The following is a 22670-nucleotide window of genomic DNA, read 5'->3' as shown; positions in this document are numbered from 1 at the left end:
TGGCCAGTAACCCGCCAGTCATCGGCCCAGGCGCTCCAGCCAGGCCAGCACCCGGCCCAGCACCTCGTCGCCATTGGTGTCCAGCATGCAGAAATGCGAATTGCCGGTAATGCCTGCGGCCGGCAGGTCCAACACCTCGGCGCGGCCGCCCAGGCGGCGCAGCAGCTGCCAATACACATCGGTCTGCGCGCGGTACTTCTGCCACTGCGGGCTGTGCGCGAAATGGTCGCCCCACACCGCCAGGTGCGGGATGGCCGAGGCAGGCGTGAAGGCATCCGCCCCCTCCTGCCCCTGTTGCTCCTGCTGCACCACCGGCATGCCCGTAGGCTCCACGCCCACCACGGCGCGCACCAGGTGCGGCTTGCGGATGGCCGCATGCGCGGCAAAGCCACCGCCCTGGCTGTGGCCCAGCACCACACAGGGGCCGAATTGCTCCAGCAAGGCGTCATAAGCAGCCATGGTCATGGCCTCATGCCCCAGCCAGCGCGGCACCATCTGCCGCACCAGGGCACCAAAATTCTCATGTGGAAACCGCTGGCCAACGAAGGGCTCGCCCACACCGTCGCCCGAAGGCGCGCCATGGCCTATGCGAAACAGCTGCCACGCCTCCTCGGCACTGCGGAACACGGGCGCCTCGGCATAGATCTCGGGGAACATCGCCCAGCCCGCGCGGCCGCGCTCCACGGCATCGCAGACCACCACGTCATGGCCGGCCTCCAGCAGGCGCCACAGCCAGCCCTGGCGCCCATCGGGCGTGGACTCCCACTGCGCACCCGTCATGCCGCCGCCGTGCCACAGCAGCACGGGCAGGGGGCTGCGCGGACGCGCCAGCCGGTACTCCATGGCGTACATCTGGCCCACGGAATAGCTGCCATTCATGTCCAGCGGCCGCTCGCCGCCATTGCGCACCACTTCCCTGTGCTGGATCGGCAGATCCCGCACCGTGCGCTGCGCACCGCCAATGAAATGGCTTTGCATCTTCCTGAGGCAAACTTCAGGCATAACAGGGCTTCTCTCGCATGCCGCCATGCTAGGCATGCCCCGCCTTGGTGCTGTGCCGATTGCGGCGGCGCTGTGCCGGATCAGCACAGCCCTGCACCCACCCTACCCATGCACGAACTCAACCTCAAACTGCTGCAGGACCTGCAGGCCCTGGCCGACACCGGCAGCCTCTACAAGGCCGCCGAGCGCCGCCACATCACCCACCCTGCCTTTGGCCGCCGCATCCGCGCGCTGGAGGAATGGGCGGGCACGCCCCTGGTCGAGCGCGGCCACCAGTCCACCACGCTCACGGCCGCCGGCAAGACGCTGCTGGCCTCGGCCCATGAAGTGCTGGGCATCCTGGAGCAGACCCATGGCCTGCTGCAGCGCCCCCACCGCACGCGCGACGAGACCATCACCATCGCGGCCGGCCGCACGCTGTCCTGCCGGGCATCATCACCGCCCTCAACCAGGCCATGCCCCAGCTGTGCTGGAAAGTGGTCACCACCAGCCTGGACTACGGCGTGGAAATGCTGCTGCAAGGCAAGGTGGACCTGCTCATGTGCCACGCCCAGCCCGCCATCGAAGGCAGCCTGCAGGGCCACCACCTGGCCTGGCTGCCCGTGGGCCAGGACACGCTGATCCCCGTCAGCATCCCCCTGGTCCCCCAATTGCCCAAATACGCCCTGCCCGCCCACGGCGGCGGCCCGCTGGTGCCCTACCTGGACTACGCGCAAAGCATGTCCCTGGGCAAGATCCTGCGCAGCCACCTGCACGAGCTGTGCGACACCACGCGCCTGCGCACCGTCTACGAGGCCGACCTCGCCGACTCCCTGCACGCCATGGTCCACCAGGGCCTGGGCCTGGCCTGGCTGCCGCTCACCCTGGTCAAGGCCGACCTGACCGAGGGCCGCCTGGCCCGCGCGGCCGGGCCCGACAAGGACGTGCCCATCAACGTGCGGCTCTACCGGCGGCCTGCGGCCCAGAGCAAGCCGCTCACGCGCAGGGTGTGGGCGGGGTTGGAGAATCTTTATGGGAGGAGTCAGAAATCTTGAATAGCATCGCCACCACCAATAGCAGCAAGCAAACAGGCGGCATCAAGACTCTTTCAATATTGAGTAAATCTCAATAACCAGAAAAATTAAGATAATCGGCAATATTATCTTTGCAAACATTGGTAGATATTTATAAACACTTTCTCTCATCGACTCTGGCAGAAGCCAGCCAAAGACAAACATCAACGCCACAAACCAGATAACTGATGCCACGATGGCGCCCGAAATGAAGCTCACCGGATGTGTCGATACGGCGGCCATCCCTCCTAGAAAGACTACCGTGTCAATCCACGAATAGGGATTTGCTAGAGACAACTCCCCCATGCGTAGAAAATCACCCCTGAGACGATCACTACCCACCGCATCCACGGAAAGGCCTTTGCGATCAATCGAGAGAAACAAATACACAATATAAAATACTGCCAACACCCTGATGCTCATACCCACAGCAGAGATTCCGCTGGTCATCCCAAACAGCAACGCCCCCGCCGCAATCAGAAATGCATCAGAGGCAACCGCGACAAATGCCATCGAGAGAAGACCTCTTCGCAAGACGCACATCTTGATGAAGAAGATATCTTTTGGGCTGGGAATACTGATGATTCCCAGACCGAAAGCTATACCGAGAAAGAAAGTATCCTCATCCATCAATTTATCTCTGCATTACCAAATGATATATGATTTTCCTGAATATGCCGTGAGAAATTCATCAATCTTCTTTTGTAGAAACTTGAATAATTTTTATTCAAATCCGGATTAAGAAAATAGACCACTGAAGTTCTATTCATTTCCAATTGATTGTCCACAGAATGATATATCGATTTGATCGCATGGTCTGACAAAATCGATAGTGCCGAGCCGGCCATCACAATAAATTCTCCATCTGCAAAATTTACTTGCTCCATTACTTTCCCATTATGCAAGGAAAGCCCCTTTGAGTTAGCTGTTATGAATGTAAGAAAGTGGCCATCCTCATGCGGCTCTTGAGCATAATCCCTACCATTGACTGCATTGTCTTTATAGTAAAGACATGCCTGCAAATATGAATAACATCGCCCAGATGGTTTATCATCCATGTCGAATTTAGAGAATATCTCATCCAAAATACAATCTGCAAGCCTGCTCATCCTATTCTCCAACTGCTCGGCCAATTTGTAGACCATTGCATCAGTCACGCCATTTTTCTTGTTTACTTCACTCCTTGAATACCAATAACAAAATCTCTCACAAATATCAGCATAGCTATTGATGTTGGAAAATTCGCTACCAATCCCCATAAATCCATCGCTGTGTTTCTGATCGGAATGAGACAATTTATACTCGAAATCGGAACTACGCACAGACTCAGCAAATTCAAGGACAAGGTTATACAAATCATCATCGACCGAAAACTTACAATAACCATCTTTGATGATTCTTTGAACCACACTTTCCAAAGTACCAATTTTCCCAACGGCTAGATTTGGCCTAATTCCAATTTCATTCATCACAACACTCCCAGCTGATTCCAAAAATTAAGCGTTCAGTTGAACCGAACGTGCGGCAAATATCATTACAATTCTTCAGAAGCCCGCCCTCCATTGCAGATACTAGTTGCCGCGCATTTATTTTTCCATAGTTTCGTCTTAGGAAAATTCTGGTTTTTAGCAATCAACCCAACTCCCCCTGAAAACCAAGGCATCGAGAGTCTGATCGGTCAAGAAATTCGCAACTTATCGCTCTCTCGCACAGTCTGTATCCCATAAACACAAGGGGCATTTGAACTTGCCAGCGCCGCCTCCATCGTCGTTAGACGGGAAGTGCGAAAGCCTCATTTCCTTGCCGGCAAGCGGCAAATCCAGGTGCAATGCTGGGTGCCCAAGCAAAACACTTCACTCGAAAATTCATCCGTGAACCGGAATTTCTGCCTTGCTGGTCAAGCACGCCAGCCTGAACCATGGTTGTCATTGGCATCGTGGCGGCCGCAGCCTCTGCCCAGGGCTTTCCCCTTGGCCCCGCTGCAGCCTTGAACTAGCATGGCCTGCACCGCCCCGGCCGGGGCGGATCTTCCTTGGGCATCGATGAGCTTTCCCGTTCAGATTCCGATCCGAGTCCCGTGCCCTCCGGGCGCCTGCATCTGCGAGCACGACGCCCTGCTCGCCGACTCCATGGCTGACCAGCGCATCCTGCGACTCACCAAGGAAGAGGAAAAACGCCTGCTGCTACGGTTGGAACGCATCACCAGCCTGCAGGACCTGCGCCATGTGGAGCAGCGCATGTATGAGCAGCTTGGCATCCGCGTGCGCATCGAGCCCGGCGCCAGCGAAGTGCGCACCGTGCGCGGCATACAGATCGAGGTCCTGCCCATGCGCGGGCTGTGCAGCAAGACGCGGCAGGCGATTCCTACGGCGATTCGGCGGGGGATGGAGAGGACGCCTGAGGTGGCGTTTGAGTTGTTGGATGAGGGTGGGTTGTTTGGGTGAGGGTTTTGACGGTGGGGGGAGCGGGTTACGGCCAAGAGCGGCTGGCCACGGCAAACTTCTGAGCGGCAGCTTCAGGCTGTTTGCGGAAGTTCACCAGAGACCGCTTAGTGGCACTTGATTGCTCGACAACTGAGCCTTGGAGGACGTGAGCGAGGGCTACGATTCTTTGTCGCCTGCCCTCGCGCACATAGCTCGATGGTGACGGAAATCTAAATCCTTGAGGCGCAGCCCCGGCACCTCGTTTAGCACCGCCGAGCAGGCGTGAAGCGCTTCGCTTAGGCCGTCAGCCTGCCGCTTCCTCAACCTGCGGGCTGCGCATTAGATGGATGGTCTTAAACGACTCTCCAAGGAAGCTGAACTTCTTCGAGAACAGAGATGCTACTCGCGTGTCTGCGGTGGCGAAGAAGATTTGCCGACCCGAGTTCACCGCCAGGTCGCGCAGGTAGTCTAGGAACGACAGAGCGTTGAGGTCGTCGATGTGCGCGATTGGGTCGTCGATGAGTAACATGGGAGGGGCTGCCCCGGCGGTGCGATTCCTGGCAAGGAAGATTGACAAAGCAAACGCGGCTCTCTGCCCGGTGCTAACCTCGTCGAGCGTGCGGGGGTCATGACCATCCGCGGTCCGCAGAAGAACATTCGGGCTTCCGACGTACTCGTATTCCCGCGGCGAGTGGATGCGCGAGAACACCTCATTGATTTGGCCGCCGATGGCGTCAAGCGCCTCCCGCGTTGCGTTCTCCAGGGAAGCGTTCTCAATGAGGTCATCTAAGACCTTGCCCGCGTCTAGGAGCGCTTTTTCCTCGTCGCGATGCTTTCCGAGGCTGAGCTTCCAGCCTTGAATCTTCTTCAGCAAGTCCCGCTGCTCGGCCGAGCTATCTGAGTCGCTGCGCGACGCTTCGTCGGCTTGCTTGAAGGCGGAGGCTACGGCTGCGATGCGTGCCTGAACCTCGACGAGCGGAACATCGTCCTCGACAGCAAGATAGGAACGAAGTCCTGCAGCATTGTTTGTAGCGGCAAGAAACTCGTCTTGCAGCGCAACAAGTGATGCGAAGCTGCCGATTGGCTCAACGCGCGTGTCCCAGTCGTCAACGGCGACAGACCGAGCGAAGCCCCGGATAGCCTCAATAAAACTACCCATGCTACTGCGGCAATCATCCAAAACTTTTCGCGTCTCTTCCACGGCGTTCGACTGCCGCAACCTTTCTCTCAACACACTGTCAGCGGTGAGATTGCTGGACTCGGTCTCGAATAGCCCAGAGATTCGGCGCCACACCAAATCCGCCTCCTTACTGGAGAATCCCGCGCTGCCAAGGTCTTGCCCTTCCTTAATGACGCGTTGCAGCTCCAACTGCGCTTGATTTGTCCGCTCACGTAGTCCGACTAGTTCTTCCAAAACCTCCTTGGGCGTGGTTGCCCCCCCCAGCTGTAGTTGCAACGCAAACTTCTGGCAGAGCTCAACGGCACCGGCCCAACTCCGCGCTTCGTTCGCCTCGTTCCCCGCCAGCCGCAACGACTCCGCAAGAGCCTCGACCTCCCGCGTAGTCTCCGGCCCTGAGGTGAGTTCCTCAATGAAATGCATCAATGCGCCGCTGGCATGTACTGTGCGGCAGACTGGACACATGTCCGGGTTCTCCAGCGACTTGAGCGCTTCCTTCGCCGCGTCCTTCAGCTTTGCAGCTGCAGTAGCACGAGCCGACGCGGCACGGCCGTGAAGGTCCAGGGCTTGCTGAGCACGGATGAACCTCGCGTGGGCGACAGTGGCCGCTTCGCCCGCAGCTTTCACGGCATCTCGCAGTTGGAGGGAGGCGTACTGCTGCGGTACCTGCGGCAGGTCGCCGGCGACTAGGCCTCCGAGACGTGTAGCCAGCTGTTCTGAGACCTCACGAGCCGACTTGTATCGACGGCGCACGTCATGAAACCCCGCGGACTCATACGCAATCCACCGGTCCAGGTTTTTGACGTTGTCCTCAAGCTCCTCCATCTTTGAGACGAGTCGCTTCTCATGCTCGAAGCTTCCAACAAGCTGCTTGTCGATGGGCTTTGCGTTGCCGACGGCAGCCTCCAGATGTGCCCAACGATGCTCGACATCCTTAATGGTTCGGGCTGCGTCTCCGAGGGACACTAGCGCTTGCACGTGCGCCAGAGCGGCCAGAAGCTCCTGGCCCTCTCTCTGCGTGGGAACACCGGCTTCAGCTGACCTATTCCAACCGAGGCCCGCAAGCGCGGCGCGATATGCGTCCGTCAGTGTTTTTGCGATGGACGGTTTGCCTTGAAGCTCCTTCAGCCGCCACTCGAAAACAGTCAATTCGGCCTGCAGCCCTTCGGCGCGACGATGTGCCTTGTCCCAAGCCTTATCCATATCGGCTCGAATCTTCTGCAAGTAGTCAAACGTCGTAGCGGCTGACGAGCCCACCAACAACCGGCTCAACTCAGTCTTGATGTCATCTGGCTTCAGATTTCCGGACAAGCGATAAGCAGCATCGGTGTCGAGAAAGTTGTAGAGCGAGAAGCTGTCAACGATGTCGGCAATGCTTTGCGCTTTGCGGTTGTACCAAGCAAGATTTCGAGCCTTTATGCGAGGGCCTTCTGCAGTGGATGAAAGCTCGAACGTGTTGCCACCTGCGCCCGGCCGCAGCTTCCCTTTGAGACGCACCGGCCCCACGGCCGTGCTTCTGCGGTTGTTTCCGCAATAGAAGTATTCGACAGCCTCGAGCAGAGATGTTTTTCCGCTTCCGTTCGCACCCACGAGCAGCGTGACGTCGCCGAAGTCATAGGTCTTGCCGTTGTGTACCGACCGGAACGAAGCGATGTTCAGGCTGAGTAGCTTCGCAGTCGCCAACGGCGTGTCGGCAGCGTTCAGCTCTTTCACCTGCTGCTTACCGTTCGCAACCGCACCTGCTTCGCGCTGGGCAATCTTCTCCACAACTGTGGTGCGAGGGGTCGGAGCGTCAAGCAATAGCTCGAGCCCAGCAGCTGACAAGCGTTGCCGCCAGTCCGTTAGCACGTCGTACGTGCTTCCGTGCTTCGCTGCCTCGAACAGCTTCGGCCCTCCCAGTTGAGATTCGAGGTCCTCCTGCGAGATGACACGCTTGCGCGCGTAGTCCTTGTCAGCCTCGATTACGGCTTTCGCCTCAGCAAATTGAGGACTGGCCTTCGAGTTCGGGCCGGCAACGATATAGAGGTACTTGTTCCATCTCAGGTCGCCTGGCGCGTCGAAAAAGTCGTCAGCAAGGATGCGTTCTTGGAAGTCGCGTAGGTGAAGCGAGCGCTCCACCACGTCATCAGCGAAGTCGACGTACGCAACCGCGTAGGTCTGGTTACCGAGCTTTTTCTCGCCGCGTACAACGGAATCGTCGACGTCGTGAAGCCCGACGAGTAGATGAGACAGCGCTTCACGCGCAGCTTGCATCTCAGGCATGTCACTGTCCTCCTGTGATGGACGCCATGCTGCTTCCATCGTAGGTAATGTCAGTCTGCTGCTTTATGTCGGCGAATTTCGTAACGCCAGCGACCGTGCGATAGCAGATGGCCACGCGCTCCTTGTGGTCCTTGTTTTCCTTTCGCAGGAGTTCGAACGCGTTCTCACCAATCCTCTTGACCATATCCATCGGCGGGTTGTCACCGAGGTAGGCCACCAGAGCCGGACGCACGCCGGTCTTGATGACATTGGTGTTTGGAGAGTCGGGAGACCACGTTATCGAGGCACCGCCGCCGGCAAGGTCTCTGATTTGCACGGGCAACTTCTCCGTCTGAAGGATGTGCCCCAAGGTCGCAACGCGGGTGATACGTCTATTACGTTCCTCAGAAGCTGCGACGTCGCGGTCGAGCTGAAGGGTGGCGCGGGCTACGACTTCAGACTCCGGGATGCGGCACACGTCCAGGTTGTTCACGCGATGCCACTGGTCCTTCATGCTGGGAGGACCGCATGAAAGCGATATGGCTCGCTCGATGTGCAGCCGGTTCGCGATGTCCTGCAGGCTTTGGAATGCTGCGGTGACTTCCGGGTTGGCGTTGATGACGTCGCTCCACCCCGTCTCTGGACCGCTCGTGCTTGCCATCCATGCGCCAGCATCGGCGTCCCAGTCGAAGCGCGCATCTAGCTGCGGTCCGATGAGCACGTCGTGGACCGCCGGGCCATCCTGCATGACTTTGGGAACCGTCAGCGCAAAGATGGCCTCGTCGTAGTGGAAGTGCAGGACGTGGCGCCGCTTTTCATGCCAAGTGTAGTAAAGGCCCTTGGCCTCATTGTTGGCAACCTCGTCATCCTTCACTGAGCAGCGACGCTCGGGTACATACCAAGCTGAACCGCTCTCGTTCTTCCAGGCGTTCGCGTGGGCGGGGGAGTCGTGTTGAACGACGTTGTGAGCCCAGTTCAAGCAGACGATGTCGCAGTCGGTAGCGACCGGACTGCGTCGGAAGACTTCATTGCGGTACCTGCGGTAGTCGGTGTGTTTGGGCTTCGGGTTCAGCTGGATGTGGATGAGGATAGCTCTGTCCGACAGCTTCTTATTGGCATCAAGGTCCTCGCCCAGGTCCAGCGCGTCGGAGCAGATGATGGTAGATAGCTTGATGTACCCGTCTTTGCCCTGGAACCGATAGATGGCGCGGCCACAGCGCAGTTGTTTGTTTTCAAAGCCGTGGTCATCCCTAGATGGCGCAGTCTTGAACTGGAACAAGACGACCCGCTTGAGCGCCTGCTGCGAGTCACGAGTGACGAAGCAATACGCTACGGGGTCAAAGTAGTTGCCCTGCACCGCTGGCGCAGGGTCATCTTCGTAGATTACGTCGCAATGGCCAGCGCAGTCAGCTTTAAAGGCCTCGAGTCTCTCGGGGGTCATGCTTTCGCATCCCAGCACCCAAAGTGCGCCGTCTGCGGGAAAAGGCCCACCCTTTGCCGCCTTCGCCAGCGAGCTTACCGGGAGAAAGTATTCCGGCGTGACCACGAGCTGGTCACCACGCACTGCGGCCATCGCGAGAAGGGCGTCGGCCCTGGCGGCTGCGATGGCCAAGTCTAGGTGCCCAATTCGGTGGGAGTCTGCGTAGATGGGACCCGACGGCTGGAGTAGCAGCGCGCGGTAGCTTTGATGCGTGGCTTGGAGCGCAGCCAAGTCGGGCGTCTCCAGACCCCGCAAGGCAAGTACATCTTCGACGTCACTGATGAATACGGGCAAAGCCATTTCCCTTCCTATGACTGTGAACACCCTTTGCAAGATAGTAGCAATTTGTTGCCTACTTGTTGATGGTGCCGTATCAGCTCGAAGCCGCCTCCGGCAAGAGGGCATCTGGGATGCCGCCGCTCGCGGTTCAGCTTCAACGTTGAAGGACACCTTCAAGTCCCCGAGATGGACGAGTCGATGGACTGCAATCGCTGCATCGCAGACATAGGCCGACAAAAATCGAACGGCACTAATGCCGTCGCAATCCGCCTTCCACGCAACCCAAACGCCCTACCCGTTCAACACCTCGCTCACCCTCTTACGCACCGCCCTGCTCGCCTGCCCATACCTGAGCAACAACTCCGCCACCTCATCATCCGTATCCGAATAGAAAAACGCCATCGGAACCTTGAGCACTTCCGCCAACTTGCGCGCGGTCAGGAGGTCTGGTCTGTGTTTCCCCAGCTCATAGCGATTGACCCGTGGCCAACCACAAACTGGTAGGCACCTGCCTCAAGTCCATCCGGCAGCCCCCATCTTCTTGAAAGCCCTGTCAATCAGCTACGCAACTCGTAGTATCTGCGTCACGGCAAACCGGCAAGCATCATCCCTTTCTGAAGGAGATGCAATGTCAGACGCCAATGGAATGCTTCGTGGAGAGTCGAACCCATGAAGCACATCCCCCCATCCCCTCCCCCCGAAAACACCCAGACCCAGAAGCTCGCAACAGCGCTACACGAAATGGACCGTTTCGTGCAGCAAGGCTGTGCGCCGAGGTTTCCGCCCTGGCCCAGCTGGCGCTGGCCTGGCTGGAGATCCCCGAGGGCCATCAGCGGCTGGACGTGGTGGCGCAGGCGCTGGTGACCATTCGCAACAGCGCTGAATCGCTGGCGGAGTTCGCGGGCAGTGAAGCCCGGGTGATGAACTGCGAGTACGAGGACCAGGCGGAGGTGCGCCGCAGCGAGGCGGCCAAGGTGGCTGCCGAAGAGGCCGGGCATGTGTACACCGTGGTGGGGCCTGCGGTGGCGCGCGGCGTCAGGTAGTCCCGGAAGTACTGGGTCTGCGCCCCGTTGCACCTTGCACCGCCGTCTATCCCTTGCGTGTGCGAAACAGCAGCCACAGCAGATACACCCCGCCCAGCAGCCCCGTTACCAACCCGATGGGCAGATGCAGGCGCACGGGTGCCCACTGGCTGAGCATGTCGGCCGCCAGCAGCAGAACGGCGCCCATGGCTGCCGCCGTGAACAGGGGCACGTCGGGCGACAGGCCCAGGCGCCTGGCCACCTGGGGCGCGGCCAGCGCGATGAAGGCGATGGGCCCTGCCGCTGCCGTGGCGATGGCGGTGAGGGCCACGGCAGCCATCACCATGGTGAGCCGCGTGCGCGGCACGTTGACGCCGAGCTGGGTGGCGGCATCGTCGCCCAGCTCCAGCAGGTTGATGCGGCGGGCGCACCACAGCACGATGGGTACGATGGCGATGAAGCCCAGCGCGGCGGGTACGACATGCGCCCAGGTCCGCGCGCTGAGCGAGCCGGCCAGCCAGCGCTGCGCGGCGACGGCCCGGTCCAGGTCACCCATGACCAGCAAGATGGTGTTCAGGCCCGAGAGCGTGGCCCCCACGCCTATGCCCACCAGCACCAGCCGGTAGCCGCCGCCAGCACGCCGGCCTCCGGACAGCGCAAGCACGACCGCCGCTGTGGCCATGCCCGACAGCACGGCGGCCAGCGATGTCCACAGCGGCCCGGCGTCACCCAGCACGATGAGCGCAATCGCCCCGCTGGCCGCGCCGGTGGTGAAGCCGATCACGTCCGGCGAGCCCAGCGCGTTGCGGGAGATGGACTGGAAGATGGCACCCGCCATGCCAAGCGATGCGCCCACGAAGACGGCCGTGAGGACACGCGGCAGCCGCACCCGCTGCACGATGCGCTCAGCTGCGGGGTTGGAGCCCGTGCCCAGCAGGCTGTCGAGCACTTCGGCGGGGCTGAGGGACAGGGTTCCCGTGCCCAGCAGCAGCACCCCCAGCACCAGGGCCAGCACGACCAGCGCCATGCCCACGGCCAGCGGCCTGGGCCGCCAGAGAAACGAACAGGCTCCCCAGCGCACAACGGATGTGTTCACGGAGGTCTTCATAGCCTGCTCAACCGGTATCTGCACGCCACCCAGACAAAGAACGGCCCGCCGATCAGGCAGGCGACGATGCCCGCAGCCACTTCGGCAGGTGCTGCGACGACGCGACCCAGCACGTCGGCACCCAGCAGCAGCACCGCCGCGTAGAGCGCGGACAGCGGCAGTATCCAGCGGTAGTCCGGCCCGCACGAGAGGCGTGCAAGATGCGGCGCCACCAGGCCGACGAAGGCGATGGGGCCCACGGCCGCCGTGGCCGCCCCGGCCAGCAGCATGACCGCCAGGCAGGCCAGTTGCGCGGTGGCGCGCACATTGACGCCAAGCGCCAGGCCCACGTCATGCCCCAGCGCCATGGCGTTGAGCTGGCCGACGATGGCCCAGGCCGCCGCCAGCCCCGCCGCCACGGCGGCCGCCAGCACGGCGGCGCTGGCATAGCCGCTGCCCTCCAGGGAACCGGCCGCCCAGTGGCGAAAGCCGTCGAAGACTTCCGGGGGTGCGTTGAGCAGGATGATGCCGGCGCTGGAGGTGAGCATGACCGACAGGCCGGCCCCGGCCAGGACCAGGCGCACCGGGTGCGCGCCCGCGCCCCGGGACTGGCCGAACGCGAAGACGGCAGCGCCCGCCAGCCCCGCGCCGGCAAAGGCGCACCAGACGTACTGGAGCACGGACGTCAGGCCGAAGGCCGTCATGCCGATGAGCACGGCCAGCGCCGCACCCGCGTTGACGCCCAGCAGGCCCGGCTCCGCCAGGGGATTGCGGGTGACGGCCTGCATGAGCGCGCCGGCCACGCCCAGCGCCATGCCGGCCAGGATGGCCACCACGGTGCGGGGCATGCGCAGCAGGCTGACGATCAGGTGCTGGTCATCACGCAGGTCCGGAGCCCGCAGCGCGCCGAGGATGTCGGCCAGCGCAATGTCGCGCGAGCCGACGGTGATGCCGAGCACGGCGATGATGGCCAGCGCCAGCAGCCCGCCTGCAAGGCCCAGCCAACGCCTGCAGTGCAGGGAGGAGCGCAAACAGGAGCGCTGGGCAGGCCGCGCCGCCGCGCCTTGGAGCCGTGCACGCATGGCTCAGCGGAAATGGCTTGCCACGGCGTCGACCATCTGCTGCCCCGAGTAGTAGTCGATGCGAAACGAGGTCGGGCCCAGCGGATAGACGCGCCGGCCGGCAACGGCGGGCAGGTTGGCCAGCAGCGGATCGTCCAGGAAGGCCTGCACATCGCCCTGCGAGGCGCCGAGCAGGAAGACGGAGTCGCCGGTGATGGCAGCCGAGAGATTCTCGCGGGAGATGAATTCGAAGTCCGAGGCGCGTGTGACCTGGGCGGCCAGCGCGGGCGGCAGGCCCTCCACCTTGAAGCCCAGTGCGGCCAGCAGCCGCGCATGGGGGCTGGCGGCGCGGCCTATGGAGTAGCTGCCGGCCAGGTTGTAGGCGACGATGCTGACGGGCTGGGCCGGGGGCGTGATGGAGGCGGCGGTCTGCGCCACATGGGCATCGAAGCGGGCAATGGCTGCGGCGGCCTGCTTCGCATGGCCCGTGATGCGGCCCAGCTCGGTGGCGATGTCCTGCCAGGACTGGCTGGAGTAGTCGACCACGACCATGGGCACGCCCTGCGCCTGCAGTTCGGTGCGGTGCTGGGCCACGCTGTCGGCCCCGGTGGCGGAGGCCACCAGCAGGTCGGGGCTGGCGCCGATGGCGGCCTCAATGTCGAATTGCAGGTTGCGGTAGAGCACCTGCACGCCGCGCTTGTCGGCAACCGCGGCCCATTGCGAGAAAAAGCCCTTGTCGTCGGTCATGCGGCTGGGCGTGGTCGCGGCGGTCGCAACGACCGGCGCATCGATGGCCAGCAGGATGCCGGTCACGCTGGGCGAGGTGGAGACGATGCGCCGGGGCAGCGGTGCATGGTCTGCGTGTGCTGCAGCCGGCGTATCCGATGTATGCGGTGCGGCGCCCGCCACGGGAACGGCGGCACGTGGAAACCATGCGAAACAGGCCAGCACGGCCAGTGCGGCGGCCGCGCCCAGGGCGGCAAGTTTGAGTCTGTTCATCTCGATCCGAAGCGACAGGGCCGGGCGCCAGGGCGGCGTCTTCAGCGTATTCCGTATTGTAGAATTCATTCCACATTGCAAACACCGAAGGACCTATCGATTGTGGGAAATGACCGGCCATGACGCAGCGCCTGAGTGCTGATGCGGTGACGCTGCGCTACGGCGAGCGCACGATTTCGCAGGGCCTGTCCCTTGCCATTCCCGATGGCTCCTTCACCGTCATCGTGGGGCCGAATGCCTGCGGCAAGTCCACCCTGCTGCGCGCGCTGTCGCGGCTGCTGGTGCCGGTGGCCGGGCAGGTCATCCTGGATGGCCGGCACATCTCGCAATTTCCCGCCAAGGAGGTGGCGCGGCGCCTGGGCCTGCTGCCGCAAAGCGCGATGGCGCCCGAGGGCATCACGGTGGCGGACCTGGTGGCGCGGGGGCGCTACCCCCATCAATCCTTCCTGAGGCAGTGGACGGACGCGGATGAGCAGGCCGTGGCCGAGGCCATGCAGGCCACCGATGTGGCAGCACTGTCAGACCGCCTGCTGGACGAGCTGTCAGGCGGCCAGCGCCAGCGGGTGTGGATTGCGATGGTGCTGGCGCAGCAGACGCCGATCCTGTTGCTGGACGAGCCCACGACGTTCCTGGACATCGCCCACCAGATCGAGCTGATGGAGCTGCTGGCGGATCTCAACGACGCCGGCCGCACTGTGGTTGCGGTGCTGCACGACCTCAACCAGGCCTGCCGCTATGCCTCGCACCTGATCGCCATGCGCGACGGGCGCATTGCCGCGCAGGGCGCGCCCGGGGCGATCTTCACGGAGCAGTTGGTGCAGGAAGTGTTCGGCCTGCCGGCCGTGATCATGGCAGACCCTGTGTCGGGGACGCCGCTGGTGGTGCCCAGGGGGCGCAGGGCCGTGAATGCCATGGAGCGCGCCGCAGGGAACTGAGGCGCCCGGGCATTTTTCCCGGCGCGGCTTTCAAGGCGAATCTGCGCTGAAGGCCCGCCCGCCCGTGGACTGGTTGATCAGGCTGGCCTCGCGGAACAGTGCGACCCGGTCTTGCGGCGACTTGAGCTGGCCCAGGTCCGAGACGGTGGTGACCGCGCAGACGATTTCATGCTGCGCATCGAACACCGGCGCCGCCTGGCCCGTGACGTTGGACAGCAGGTGGCTGGTCATCTCGGACCAGCAGCGCTCGCGCACTTCGTCGAGCACGGCCTTGGCCGGCGGCTTGCCACGGAAATGGGCGGGCTGCTGGCGCCTTGCGGCGTCGATGGTGGCCTTGGGCAGGAAGGCCTGGAACACCAGGCCGCAGGCAGTGTTGTCTATGGGCAGGATGTCGCCCAGCGCCAGCGGGTTGATCGAGAAGTAGGCGCTGCGGTACCAGCGCACCAGGGTCGGCCCCCGGTCGGTCCAGATGGCGACGCCGCCGCTGAGCGCATGGCTGTGCGTCAGCGCCTTCATGCGCTGCGCCGCAATCTCCACCGCATCCACACGCTTGAGCGCGCCAATGCCGATGCTCAGCGCCGCGCTGCCCAGGTCGTACAGGCCGCTGGCCGGGTCCTGCTTGGCCAGGCCTTCCTTGACGAGGCTTTGCAGGTAGCGGTGGGCCGTGGAGCCCCCCGTTCCCGTTCGCCGGGCCACCTCGCCCAGCGCCAGTTCGCTTTCGGCATTGGCCAGGACCATGAGAAACCGGGTGGCGATGGAGACGGACTGGATGGTGCCGGAGCGCTTCTCGCCGGCTGTCGTCTGAGGTGTTGTTGTTTTCAAGGGCTGGGCTTTCTTGCCTGTACCAGGCGCATCGCAGGTGGGGGCGCAGGCGCCGCCGGTGTCGATGATACCGGCTCTGCCGAAGGCTCTGCACGGGTGCGCGCACACCATTTCTCCGCTGTTTCTTCCTTCCGCATGTGGGAATGCATTCCCTACTGTGGAATTTCAATGCATGATGGCGACCTTTGAAAAATACGAATCATTCTCATCAAAGGAAGATGCTGTGAAGCTGTGTTTCCATCGCAGGCTCCCGTCCCGGGCGGGCGCCATCGCACTCTCTACCCTGATGGCGCCGGCCGGCGCCTTTGCACAGGGCGCGTCGGGTTCCGGGGGGGAATCCAACGCGCTTGAAGCGGTCGTGGTCAGCGGAGAAAAGGTCAGGCGCGAACTCAAGGACACGGCCTCCTCCGTGTCGGTCAAGGCCGGCAAGGACCTGGCCCGCCAGGAGTCCGGCAATGCCTCGGTCCACGAGGTGCTGCACGATGTGCCCAACGTGGTCTACACCGACACGGTGGGCGCGCCCATCATCCGAGGGCAGGACACGCAGGGCCCCAACAACGGCCAGAACGTCTTTTGGGGCGGCACGGTGCCGCGCGCCACCATCAACCTGGATGGGCACTACCTCAACTACAACGAGATGTTCTTCGGCGCGACCTCGGTCTGGGATGTGGAGAGCATCGAGGTGTTCCGCGGCCCGCAGACCACCTCGCAGGGCGCCAATGCCATTGCGGGCGCCATCGTCGTGAACACCAAGGACCCCAGCTTCAAGCGCGAAGGGGCCTACCAGCTGGAGGCGGGCGACTACCACTCGCGGCGTGCGTCCATCGCCGTCTCCGGCCCCGTGGGCGAGGAGCTGGCCGCGCGGCTGGCCGTGGACTACTCGGGGCGCGACACTTTCATCGACTACACCAATCCGCAGTTCCAGCGGGGCCAGGCCGATCAGGATTTCCGCGCACTCAACGCACGCATGAAGTTCCTGTGGCTGCCCAGCAGCGTTCCGGGCCTGGAGGCCAAGTTCACCTATTCCCACAACGACAGCAACCGCCCCAGCCAGGAGGCAGCGTCCGCTCCGTTCAACGCGCTGGAGCACTGGACGACGACCATGCCCAGCTGGAAGCAGAAGACCGACACCGGCATCCTCGACCTCAGCTACGAGCTGGGCAACGGCGTGCGGCTGGTCAACCAGTCCCAGTATTCGCGCTCGTCCGTGCAGCGCTACACGGGCATTCCCGGCGAGGGCGATGCCGATATCCGCCAGAACAATGTCTCCAATGAGTTCCGCGCCCTGGTGGGCAGCGACAAGGACCGCCTGAGCGGCTTCGGCGGCGTCTACTACGCGCGCACCGGCACGGACGAAAGCCTGCTGCTGCGCGGCCTGTCCGCCTTCGACGACACGAAGAAGAACCTGGGCGTCTTCGGCGAGCTGAACTGGCGCCTGGCCGACCGCTGGACCCTGACCAGCGGCCTGCGCTACCAACAGGACGAGGTGGTGCGCACCGGCACTTCGGTGCTGGCACCCACCGCCCTCGACTACACGAAAACCTTCTCGGCCCTGCTGCCCAAGCTGTCCCTGGCCTATGCCGCCACACCGCGCTGGACCGTGGGCGCGCTGGTCAGCCGGGGCTACAACCCGGGCGGTGTGTCGCTGAACCTCACCAGCCGGCAATGGGCGTATTTCAAGAAGGAGTCGATCTGGAACTACGAGCTGTTCAGCCGCGCCAGCCTGCTCGATGACCGGCTGATGCTCAACACCAACCTGTTCTACATGGACATGCGGGATGCGCAGTACAACATCCCCGTCGTCATCTCCCCGGGCGTGGCCCAGTCCTACACCATCAACGCGGAGAAGGCCCATGCCTACGGCTTCGAGCTGGGCGCCGACTACCGCGCGCTGGACAACCTGCGGATCAAGGCCGGCGTGGGCGTGCTGCGCACCCGCATCGAGGAAATGGGCAGCAACCCCGGCTACGAGCACAACCGCTTCGCCCGCTCGCCCGGCTACAACCTGAGCCTGGGCGTGAGCTGGGACGCCAGCCCCCGGTTCAATGTCTCCGGCCAGGTGCGCCACCTGGACGGCTACTACTCCGATACCGCCAACACGCGCGCCTATGCGGTCGGCTCCAACACCATCGCCGACCTGCGCATGACCTATGCCTACAGCGCGCGCGTGCAGCTGTACGGCTATATCAAGAACGTGTTCGACAGGCGCGCACCGACGTACCTGCAGCAAAACCGCGGCATCGGCGGCATCGAGGCCAGCATGACCGCGCCGCGCATGATCGGCGTGGGCGTGCGGGGAACGTTCTGAGATGGGAATGACAGCAGACATGACAACCCGCAAACCCCTGCACATCGGCCTTTCGCTGGCCCCCACCTGGCTGAGCGGCGACGCCTGGCGGCGGCCCGGCAGCAATATCGAAGGGCTGTACTCCAGCGACTTCGCCCTGGACCTGGCCCGGCGCGCCGAGGCCGCGCACCTGGACTTCGTCTTCCGCCCCGACGTGAGCTTTCTGCCCATGGAGGCGCTGGAGACGGGCGCGGGCTTCGCCAGCCTGGACCCCACGGTGCTGATGGCAGCGCTGGCACGCGAGACCTCGCGCATCGGCCTGGTGTCCACGGTATCGACCACGTTTTTCCCGCCCTATGCGGTGGCGCGCCAGCTGCAGTCGCTGCACTGGATCAGCAACGGCCGCGCCGGGTGGAACATCGTCACGGCCCTGCAGGGCCACGAGAATTTCGGGCTGCAGGCCATGCCCGATGCCGATGAACGCTATGCGCGGGCCGCAGAGTTCACCGACGTGGTGCGCCGGCTGTGGGCCAGCTTCCCCAACGAGGCCTTGAAGATCGACCGGGACAGCGGCCGCTACGCCGATGCCTCGCTGGTCCACCCCATAGACCACGAGGGACCGCACCTGAAGGTGCGCGGCCCGCTGAACCTGCCGGAGTTCGGCGGCCCGCGCATTCCGCTGGTGCAGGCGGGCGCGTCCAGCACAGGGCGCGACTTTGCCGCATCGGTGGCAGACATTGTTTTCGCGCCCACGCCGGACCTGGACGCGGCGCTGGAGCTGCGCCGGGACCTGTCTCGGCGCGCACAGCGCCATGGCCGCCAGGCGCATGATGTGCGCCTGCTGCCCGGCCTGAGCCTGTACCTGGCCGACACCCGCGAGCAGGCCCGGGAGATGTTCCAGCAGACGCACGGCCGGGTGGACAGAGGCCGCAAGCTGGCATCGATCAAGGCCATGGTCGGCCTGGACCTGACGGACTGGCCCGCAGACCGGCCGATCACCGCAGCCGACCTTCCGCCGCCCGTGGCAACCCCGTCCAGCCGCACGCATGCGGGCCTGCTCAGGCGCCTGATGGAGCGCGAGTCATTGCGCATCGACGAGCTGCTGCAGCGGCCGGAAATCCTCTCCGCCGCGCACTGGCAGGTGGTCGGCACGGTGGACGATGCCGTGGCGCAGATCACCGAGTGGAGCGCCGCCGGCGCCATCGACGGCTTTCTGGCCGCGCCCGGCGGCTCCGTCGAGTCCCTGCATTGCGTGCTGGAGCAGCTGGTGCCGCGCCTGGTGGAGGCCGGCCTGTTCCGCTCCCGCTACACGGGCACCACGTTCATGGAGCACCTCGACGAGTCGAGGTAGGGGCTGCGCCCTGCCCTCGCCTGGCCTTCACTGCGCCCGCGTGTCGGACCCGCCATCGGGCTCGAACGCAAAGCCCACGCCATAGACGGAGCGAATCCACTCATGGCGGTCGTCCGCCGCCTTGAGTTTCTTGCGCAGGTTCTTGATGTGGCTGTCGATGGCGCGTTCGTTCACGTCCAGCGTGTCGGCGCAGGCCAGCTCCAGCAGCTGCGCGCGGGAGTACAGGCGGCCGGGCTGGCGCATCAGGGCCTGCAGCAAGGTCAGCTCCCGCTTGGTCAGCGGCAGCACGCTGCCGTTGAGCATGGCGCGGCCCTGCTCGGGCAGCAGCGTCAGGCGTTGCTGCGCGGGGCCGGGGCCGGCACTGCGGCGCAGCACGGCCTTGACGCGGGCCACGACTTCGCGCGGGGCGAAGGGTTTGCAGATGTAGTCGTCCGCGCCCAGCTCCAGGCCCAGCAGGCGGTCCATTTCCTCGACACGCGCGGTGAGCAGGATGACGGGGCTGGCGCTGTGGGGGCGGAACTGGCGCAGGATGTCCAGGCCGTCCAGCCCCGGCAGCATGATGTCCAGCACGGTGAGGTCGGGCGGGGAGCGCAGCATGCGGTCCAGCGCCTCGCGCCCGTGGCGGATGTGCTCGACTTCGTAGCCGGCATGGCGCAGGTAGTCGATGACGATGGCGGCCATGTCGGTCTCGTCTTCGACCAGGAGGATGCGGGCAGGCTTCATGGCGCGGGATTTTCCAGCAAGGGCAGCCACAGCGTGATGCGCAGGCCGCCCAGCGGCGAGGCGGCGGCCTCGATGCTGCCGCCATGGGCCTGGACGATGGTGCGGCAGATGGCCAGCCCCAGGCCGGAGCCGCCCAGGCCGTCGCCGTCGCGCACGCGGGAGGCGTCCACGCGATAGAGGCGGTCGAACAGGCGCGGCAGGTGCTGGCTGGCCACGCCGGGAGCCGTGTCGTCCCAGCGCAGCTGCAGCATGCTGCGGTCCTGCATCTGGACGATTTCGGCGGACACCTGCAGCTGCCCGCCCGCAGCCGTGTAGCGCAGGCTGTTTTCCAGCAGGTTGGCAAACACCTGGTGCAGCCGGTGCGGGTCGCCCTGCACCAGCGGCGGCGGAACGCGCGCGGCCAGCTGGTCCACGGTGGAGCGGTCCAGGCCGATGCCCACCTGCTCGAAGCCGGGCCGCGCGCCGTCCAGCGCCTCGCCCAGCAGGGTCAGCACATGCACGGGCACATGGCCCGAGCCGTGCAGGGCCTGCGGGTCGTCCAGGCTCACGCGCAGATCGCTGACCAGCCGTATCAGCCGCATGATCTGCCGGTGCAGGCGCAGCGCCATGCGGTCGTCCATGGGCAGCACGCCGTCCTGCACGGCCTCGACCTCGGCGCGCATGGTGGACAGGGGCGTGCGCAGCTCATGCGCCACGTCGGCCAGCCAGCGCTGGCGCGAGGCCTCCATGGTGGCCAGCTGCACGGCCATGTCGTTGAAGGTTTCCGCAAGGCGAGCCAGTTCCGCATCGCCCTTGATGGCCACGCGCGTGTCCAGCCGCCCGGCCGCAATGCCGCGCAGGCCGTCGACGAAGGCGGTCAGCGGCTCCAGCCAGCGCCGCGTGAGCCAGGCCGACAGCAACAGCGCCAGCAGCAGGCCGGCCAGCCCGGTCCAGGCCACAAAACCCATCTGCTGCGCGAGGAAGGCGCGGTCCAGGTCGCGCTGCATGCCCTGCCCTGTCTGCACGGGGGACAGCACGATCTCGCCAATGGCCTGCCCGTTGGCGGCGCGCAGAACGCGGTGCGCCGCACCGGGCTGCGGCGCCATGCCGGAGATGAGCTGGCCCTGGGCATCCAGCAGTCCCACGCGCGCCCACGGGCCGCCGAACGGGCGGTCCGGCGGCGGGCCTGGGCGGTCTGTACGGTCTGTACGGTCGGAGCGATCTGAGCGATCGGCACGCTCTCCGCCTTCCGGCCCAGGTGGCGGCGGAAACTCCGGGCCCGGCCCCGGACCGTGGCTTCCCTCAAAACCAGGCCTCGGCTCCGGCATGGGCATGGGCATGGACATGGGCATGGGGGGCCGTGGCCCGGGCTCGCCCGCAGGAAAGCCCCGGCCCATGCCTGCGCCAGGGCGCACCATGTCGCGCCAGAAACCGGGGTTGGCGCGCGCCGCATCCCAGCCGCCGTTTTGCTCATGGTGCTGGACCAGCCGCTCGGCGAGCCCGTCCATGCCGGTCAGCTCCACCTCGGCCATGTACGGGCCCAGGCCCCGCTGCAGCCCCAGGCGCGAGAAGCCGAGAAACACCAGCAGCAGGGCCACCAGCAGCACGGCCAGGGCGAAGAAGGCCTTGTGCTGCAGCTTCAGGCGCGGGAGGCGGAGGCTCATTCAGTTGCTGCGTCAGACGGCAATGCCGATGGATATCGTGGCGGTGTGGCCATTGGTGGTGTCTCCGGTGAAGGTGGGCGTCTGCCAGGCGATCTGCTCGCTGGTGTTGTCGCCGAAGACATTGTCCGATGTCACGCTGACCCGCGACAGGTTGGAGACGCTGGCGCTGTAGCCGCTGACACCGGCATAGACGGCGCTGGCCACGTCCTTGGGCATGGCCATCTGCGAGGTCAGCAGCTTGTTGGTGTAGCTGCCGGCCGTGTTGAGGCTGCGGAACACCTCGAAGTGCATGTGCGGCCAACGCCCGTCATAGCAGCCCGGGAAGATGGTCACAAAGGTGCATTCGCCATTGCTGTCCGTCGCCTGCACGCCGCGCAGGAAGTTCTGGTTGAGCAGGTCGGTGGAGTACAGCGAATACTCGCCCTCGCGGGTGCAATGCCACAGGTAGATGGCATAGCCTTCCAGCGGGCTGCAGTTGGTGCTGACGTTGACCAGGGTGATCTTGAGCGTCAGCGGCAGGCCCGCAGCCGTGCCGCTCATGCCGCCAAAGCTGCTGCGCAGGTCGCTGCGCACCACGCCGCTTTGCGACAGCACATTGACCAAGCTGCCGCGCGAGCCGTTGGAGCCGTCGGCGGGGTAAGGGCCTTCGGTTTCCGTGGGATCGACCATGCAGGTGCCGGTCGTGGTTCCAGTCCCCGTGCCCGTACCAGTGCCCGTACCCGTGTCGGTGCCCGTTCCTGTCCCGGTTCCGGTGCCCGTGCCAGTTCCTGTCGAATCACTGGCGTCACCACCGCCGCCACAGGCGGACAGAAGCGCCACGGCGCCGCCAGAGGCCATCAGGCCCAGCATGCGGCGCCGGTCGAACAGGCGGCGCGCCATGACTTGCAGATCGTGCTGAAGGCCCAGGTCGTGGGCAAGATCATGGGCATCGTGAGAATGGTTCATGGGGATGGCTTTTCATGAGGGCCCGTGCGCAGGCCCGTGGAGTTGCAGACAGCCCGGCGGCGTGGCCCGCCGGGCCACGCGATCACTGCTGCGGATGGGGCGGCGGCCCGCCAGCCCCCGGCCCCCCCGCCCGCCTGGCCC

General features: G+C 64.2%; 18 protein-coding genes and 2 pseudogenes. 7 read left to right on the top strand and 13 right to left on the bottom strand.

The genetic code is table 11. From position 1 onward, the window contains the following. Window positions 1-18: 18 nt before the first annotated feature. The gene (locus IAE24_RS28055; RefSeq protein WP_199961077.1) at window positions 19-978 is read right to left on the bottom strand and encodes an alpha/beta fold hydrolase; all 960 of its coding nucleotides are present in this window, start codon (window positions 976-978) and stop codon (window positions 19-21) included. Between IAE24_RS28055 and IAE24_RS30695 the strand changes: the two are divergent. After that, a pseudogene (locus IAE24_RS30695) lies at window positions 967-1245 on the top strand (helix-turn-helix domain-containing protein); the annotation flags it as partial. The gene IAE24_RS28055 and the pseudogene IAE24_RS30695 sit on opposite strands and share 12 nt — an antisense overlap. 212 nt (window positions 1246-1457) lie before the next feature. Beyond that, on the top strand, window positions 1458-2036 hold the full coding sequence (locus IAE24_RS30475; protein WP_233626245.1) for a substrate-binding domain-containing protein: 579 nt from the start codon (window positions 1458-1460) through the stop codon (window positions 2034-2036). A gap of 42 nt (window positions 2037-2078) precedes the next feature. Here IAE24_RS30475 and IAE24_RS28045 read toward each other — a convergent pair whose 3' ends face one another. Beyond that, entirely contained in the window at window positions 2079-2684 is a 606-nt protein-coding gene (locus IAE24_RS28045) for a LysE/ArgO family amino acid transporter (RefSeq protein WP_199961078.1), read from the bottom strand. Continuing rightward, on the bottom strand, window positions 2684-3523 hold the full coding sequence (locus IAE24_RS28040) for a 2OG-Fe(II) oxygenase family protein (RefSeq protein ID WP_154834566.1): 840 nt from the start codon (window positions 3521-3523) through the stop codon (window positions 2684-2686). Before IAE24_RS28040 ends, IAE24_RS28045 begins: the two co-directional genes overlap by 1 nt. 528 nt (window positions 3524-4051) lie before the next feature. Between IAE24_RS28040 and IAE24_RS28035 the strand changes: the two genes are divergently transcribed. Next, window positions 4052-4498: a hypothetical protein gene (locus tag IAE24_RS28035; RefSeq protein WP_442778745.1), complete on the top strand. Its 447-nt coding sequence runs from the start codon at window positions 4052-4054 to the stop codon at window positions 4496-4498. A 283-nt stretch (window positions 4499-4781) separates the two neighbouring features. Here the strand turns inward: IAE24_RS28035 and IAE24_RS28030 are convergent, their stop codons facing one another. From IAE24_RS28030 to IAE24_RS28020, 3 genes are all read right to left on the bottom strand, one after another. Beyond that, window positions 4782-7916, bottom strand: a complete 3135-nt coding sequence (locus IAE24_RS28030; RefSeq protein ID WP_199961079.1) for an AAA family ATPase — start codon at window positions 7914-7916, stop codon at window positions 4782-4784. 1 nt (window position 7917) lies between these two features. Then, on the bottom strand, window positions 7918-9675 hold the full coding sequence (locus IAE24_RS28025) for a hypothetical protein (protein ID WP_199961080.1): 1758 nt from the start codon (window positions 9673-9675) through the stop codon (window positions 7918-7920). A 270-nt stretch (window positions 9676-9945) separates the two neighbouring features. Beyond that, window positions 9946-10095: a hypothetical protein gene (locus IAE24_RS28020; RefSeq protein WP_233630797.1), complete on the bottom strand. Its 150-nt coding sequence runs from the start codon at window positions 10093-10095 to the stop codon at window positions 9946-9948. A gap of 228 nt (window positions 10096-10323) precedes the next feature. On the opposite strand from IAE24_RS28020, the pseudogene IAE24_RS28015 reads away from it, so the two are divergent. After that, a pseudogene (locus IAE24_RS28015) lies at window positions 10324-10697 on the top strand (hypothetical protein). Window positions 10698-10743: 46 nt separating this feature from the next. Here IAE24_RS28015 and IAE24_RS28010 read toward each other — a convergent pair. From IAE24_RS28010 to fepB, 3 genes are read right to left on the bottom strand one after another with little or no spacing between them, the layout of a single operon-like run. Next, window positions 10744-11784 (bottom strand): FecCD family ABC transporter permease, encoded by a 1041-nt coding sequence (locus tag IAE24_RS28010; protein WP_199961081.1) that lies wholly within the window; start codon window positions 11782-11784, stop codon window positions 10744-10746. Continuing rightward, on the bottom strand, window positions 11781-12845 hold the full coding sequence (locus IAE24_RS28005; RefSeq protein ID WP_199961082.1) for a FecCD family ABC transporter permease: 1065 nt from the start codon (window positions 12843-12845) through the stop codon (window positions 11781-11783). The genes IAE24_RS28010 and IAE24_RS28005 overlap by 4 nt, the downstream gene beginning before the upstream one ends. Window positions 12846-12848: 3 nt before the next feature. Next, a complete protein-coding gene (gene fepB, locus IAE24_RS28000; RefSeq protein WP_043796279.1) occupies window positions 12849-13823 on the bottom strand; it encodes a Fe2+-enterobactin ABC transporter substrate-binding protein in 975 nt (324 codons plus the stop codon). A gap of 119 nt (window positions 13824-13942) precedes the next feature. On the opposite strand from fepB, the gene IAE24_RS27995 reads away from it, so the two are divergent. After that, window positions 13943-14758, top strand: coding sequence for an ABC transporter ATP-binding protein (locus IAE24_RS27995; RefSeq protein ID WP_199961083.1), 816 nt, complete (start codon window positions 13943-13945; stop codon window positions 14756-14758). Window positions 14759-14788: 30 nt separating this feature from the next. Here IAE24_RS27995 and IAE24_RS27990 read toward each other — a convergent pair whose 3' ends face one another. Next, window positions 14789-15580 carry an IclR family transcriptional regulator gene (locus IAE24_RS27990; protein WP_012204987.1) on the bottom strand — a complete coding sequence of 264 codons (792 nt, stop codon included), beginning with the start codon at window positions 15578-15580 and terminating at the stop codon, window positions 14789-14791. Between the two features lie 358 nt (window positions 15581-15938). On the opposite strand from IAE24_RS27990, the gene IAE24_RS27985 reads away from it, so the two are divergent. Both IAE24_RS27985 and IAE24_RS27980 read left to right on the top strand, forming a co-directional pair. Beyond that, complete coding sequence (locus tag IAE24_RS27985) at window positions 15939-17888, top strand: TonB-dependent receptor (RefSeq protein ID WP_244386199.1); 1950 nt, start codon at window positions 15939-15941, stop codon at window positions 17886-17888. Window positions 17889-17907: 19 nt separating this feature from the next. After that, the gene (locus tag IAE24_RS27980) at window positions 17908-19218 is read left to right on the top strand and encodes an NtaA/DmoA family FMN-dependent monooxygenase (protein ID WP_199961085.1); all 1311 of its coding nucleotides are present in this window, start codon (window positions 17908-17910) and stop codon (window positions 19216-19218) included. Window positions 19219-19245: 27 nt separating this feature from the next. Here the strand turns inward: IAE24_RS27980 and IAE24_RS27975 are convergent, their stop codons facing one another. Genes IAE24_RS27975 through IAE24_RS27965 form a run of 3 tightly spaced genes read right to left on the bottom strand, consistent with a single transcriptional unit; the run spans window position 19246 to window position 22529 of the window. Continuing rightward, complete coding sequence (locus tag IAE24_RS27975; protein WP_012204984.1) at window positions 19246-19941, bottom strand: response regulator; 696 nt, start codon at window positions 19939-19941, stop codon at window positions 19246-19248. Beyond that, window positions 19938-21584: an ATP-binding protein gene (locus IAE24_RS27970; protein WP_199961086.1), complete on the bottom strand. Its 1647-nt coding sequence runs from the start codon at window positions 21582-21584 to the stop codon at window positions 19938-19940. Before IAE24_RS27970 ends, IAE24_RS27975 begins: the two co-directional genes overlap by 4 nt. 12 nt (window positions 21585-21596) lie before the next feature. Then, entirely contained in the window at window positions 21597-22529 is a 933-nt protein-coding gene (locus IAE24_RS27965; RefSeq protein ID WP_199961087.1) for a dioxygenase family protein, read from the bottom strand. Between the last annotated feature and the right edge of the window lie 141 nt (window positions 22530-22670).

This window comes from Delftia sp. S65, assembly GCF_016516495.1.
GTDB lineage: Bacteria > Pseudomonadota > Gammaproteobacteria > Burkholderiales > Burkholderiaceae_C > Comamonas > Comamonas acidovorans.
The sequence above is the reverse complement of the archived record's forward strand: the minus strand, read 5'-3'. Positions and strand labels throughout refer to the sequence as shown.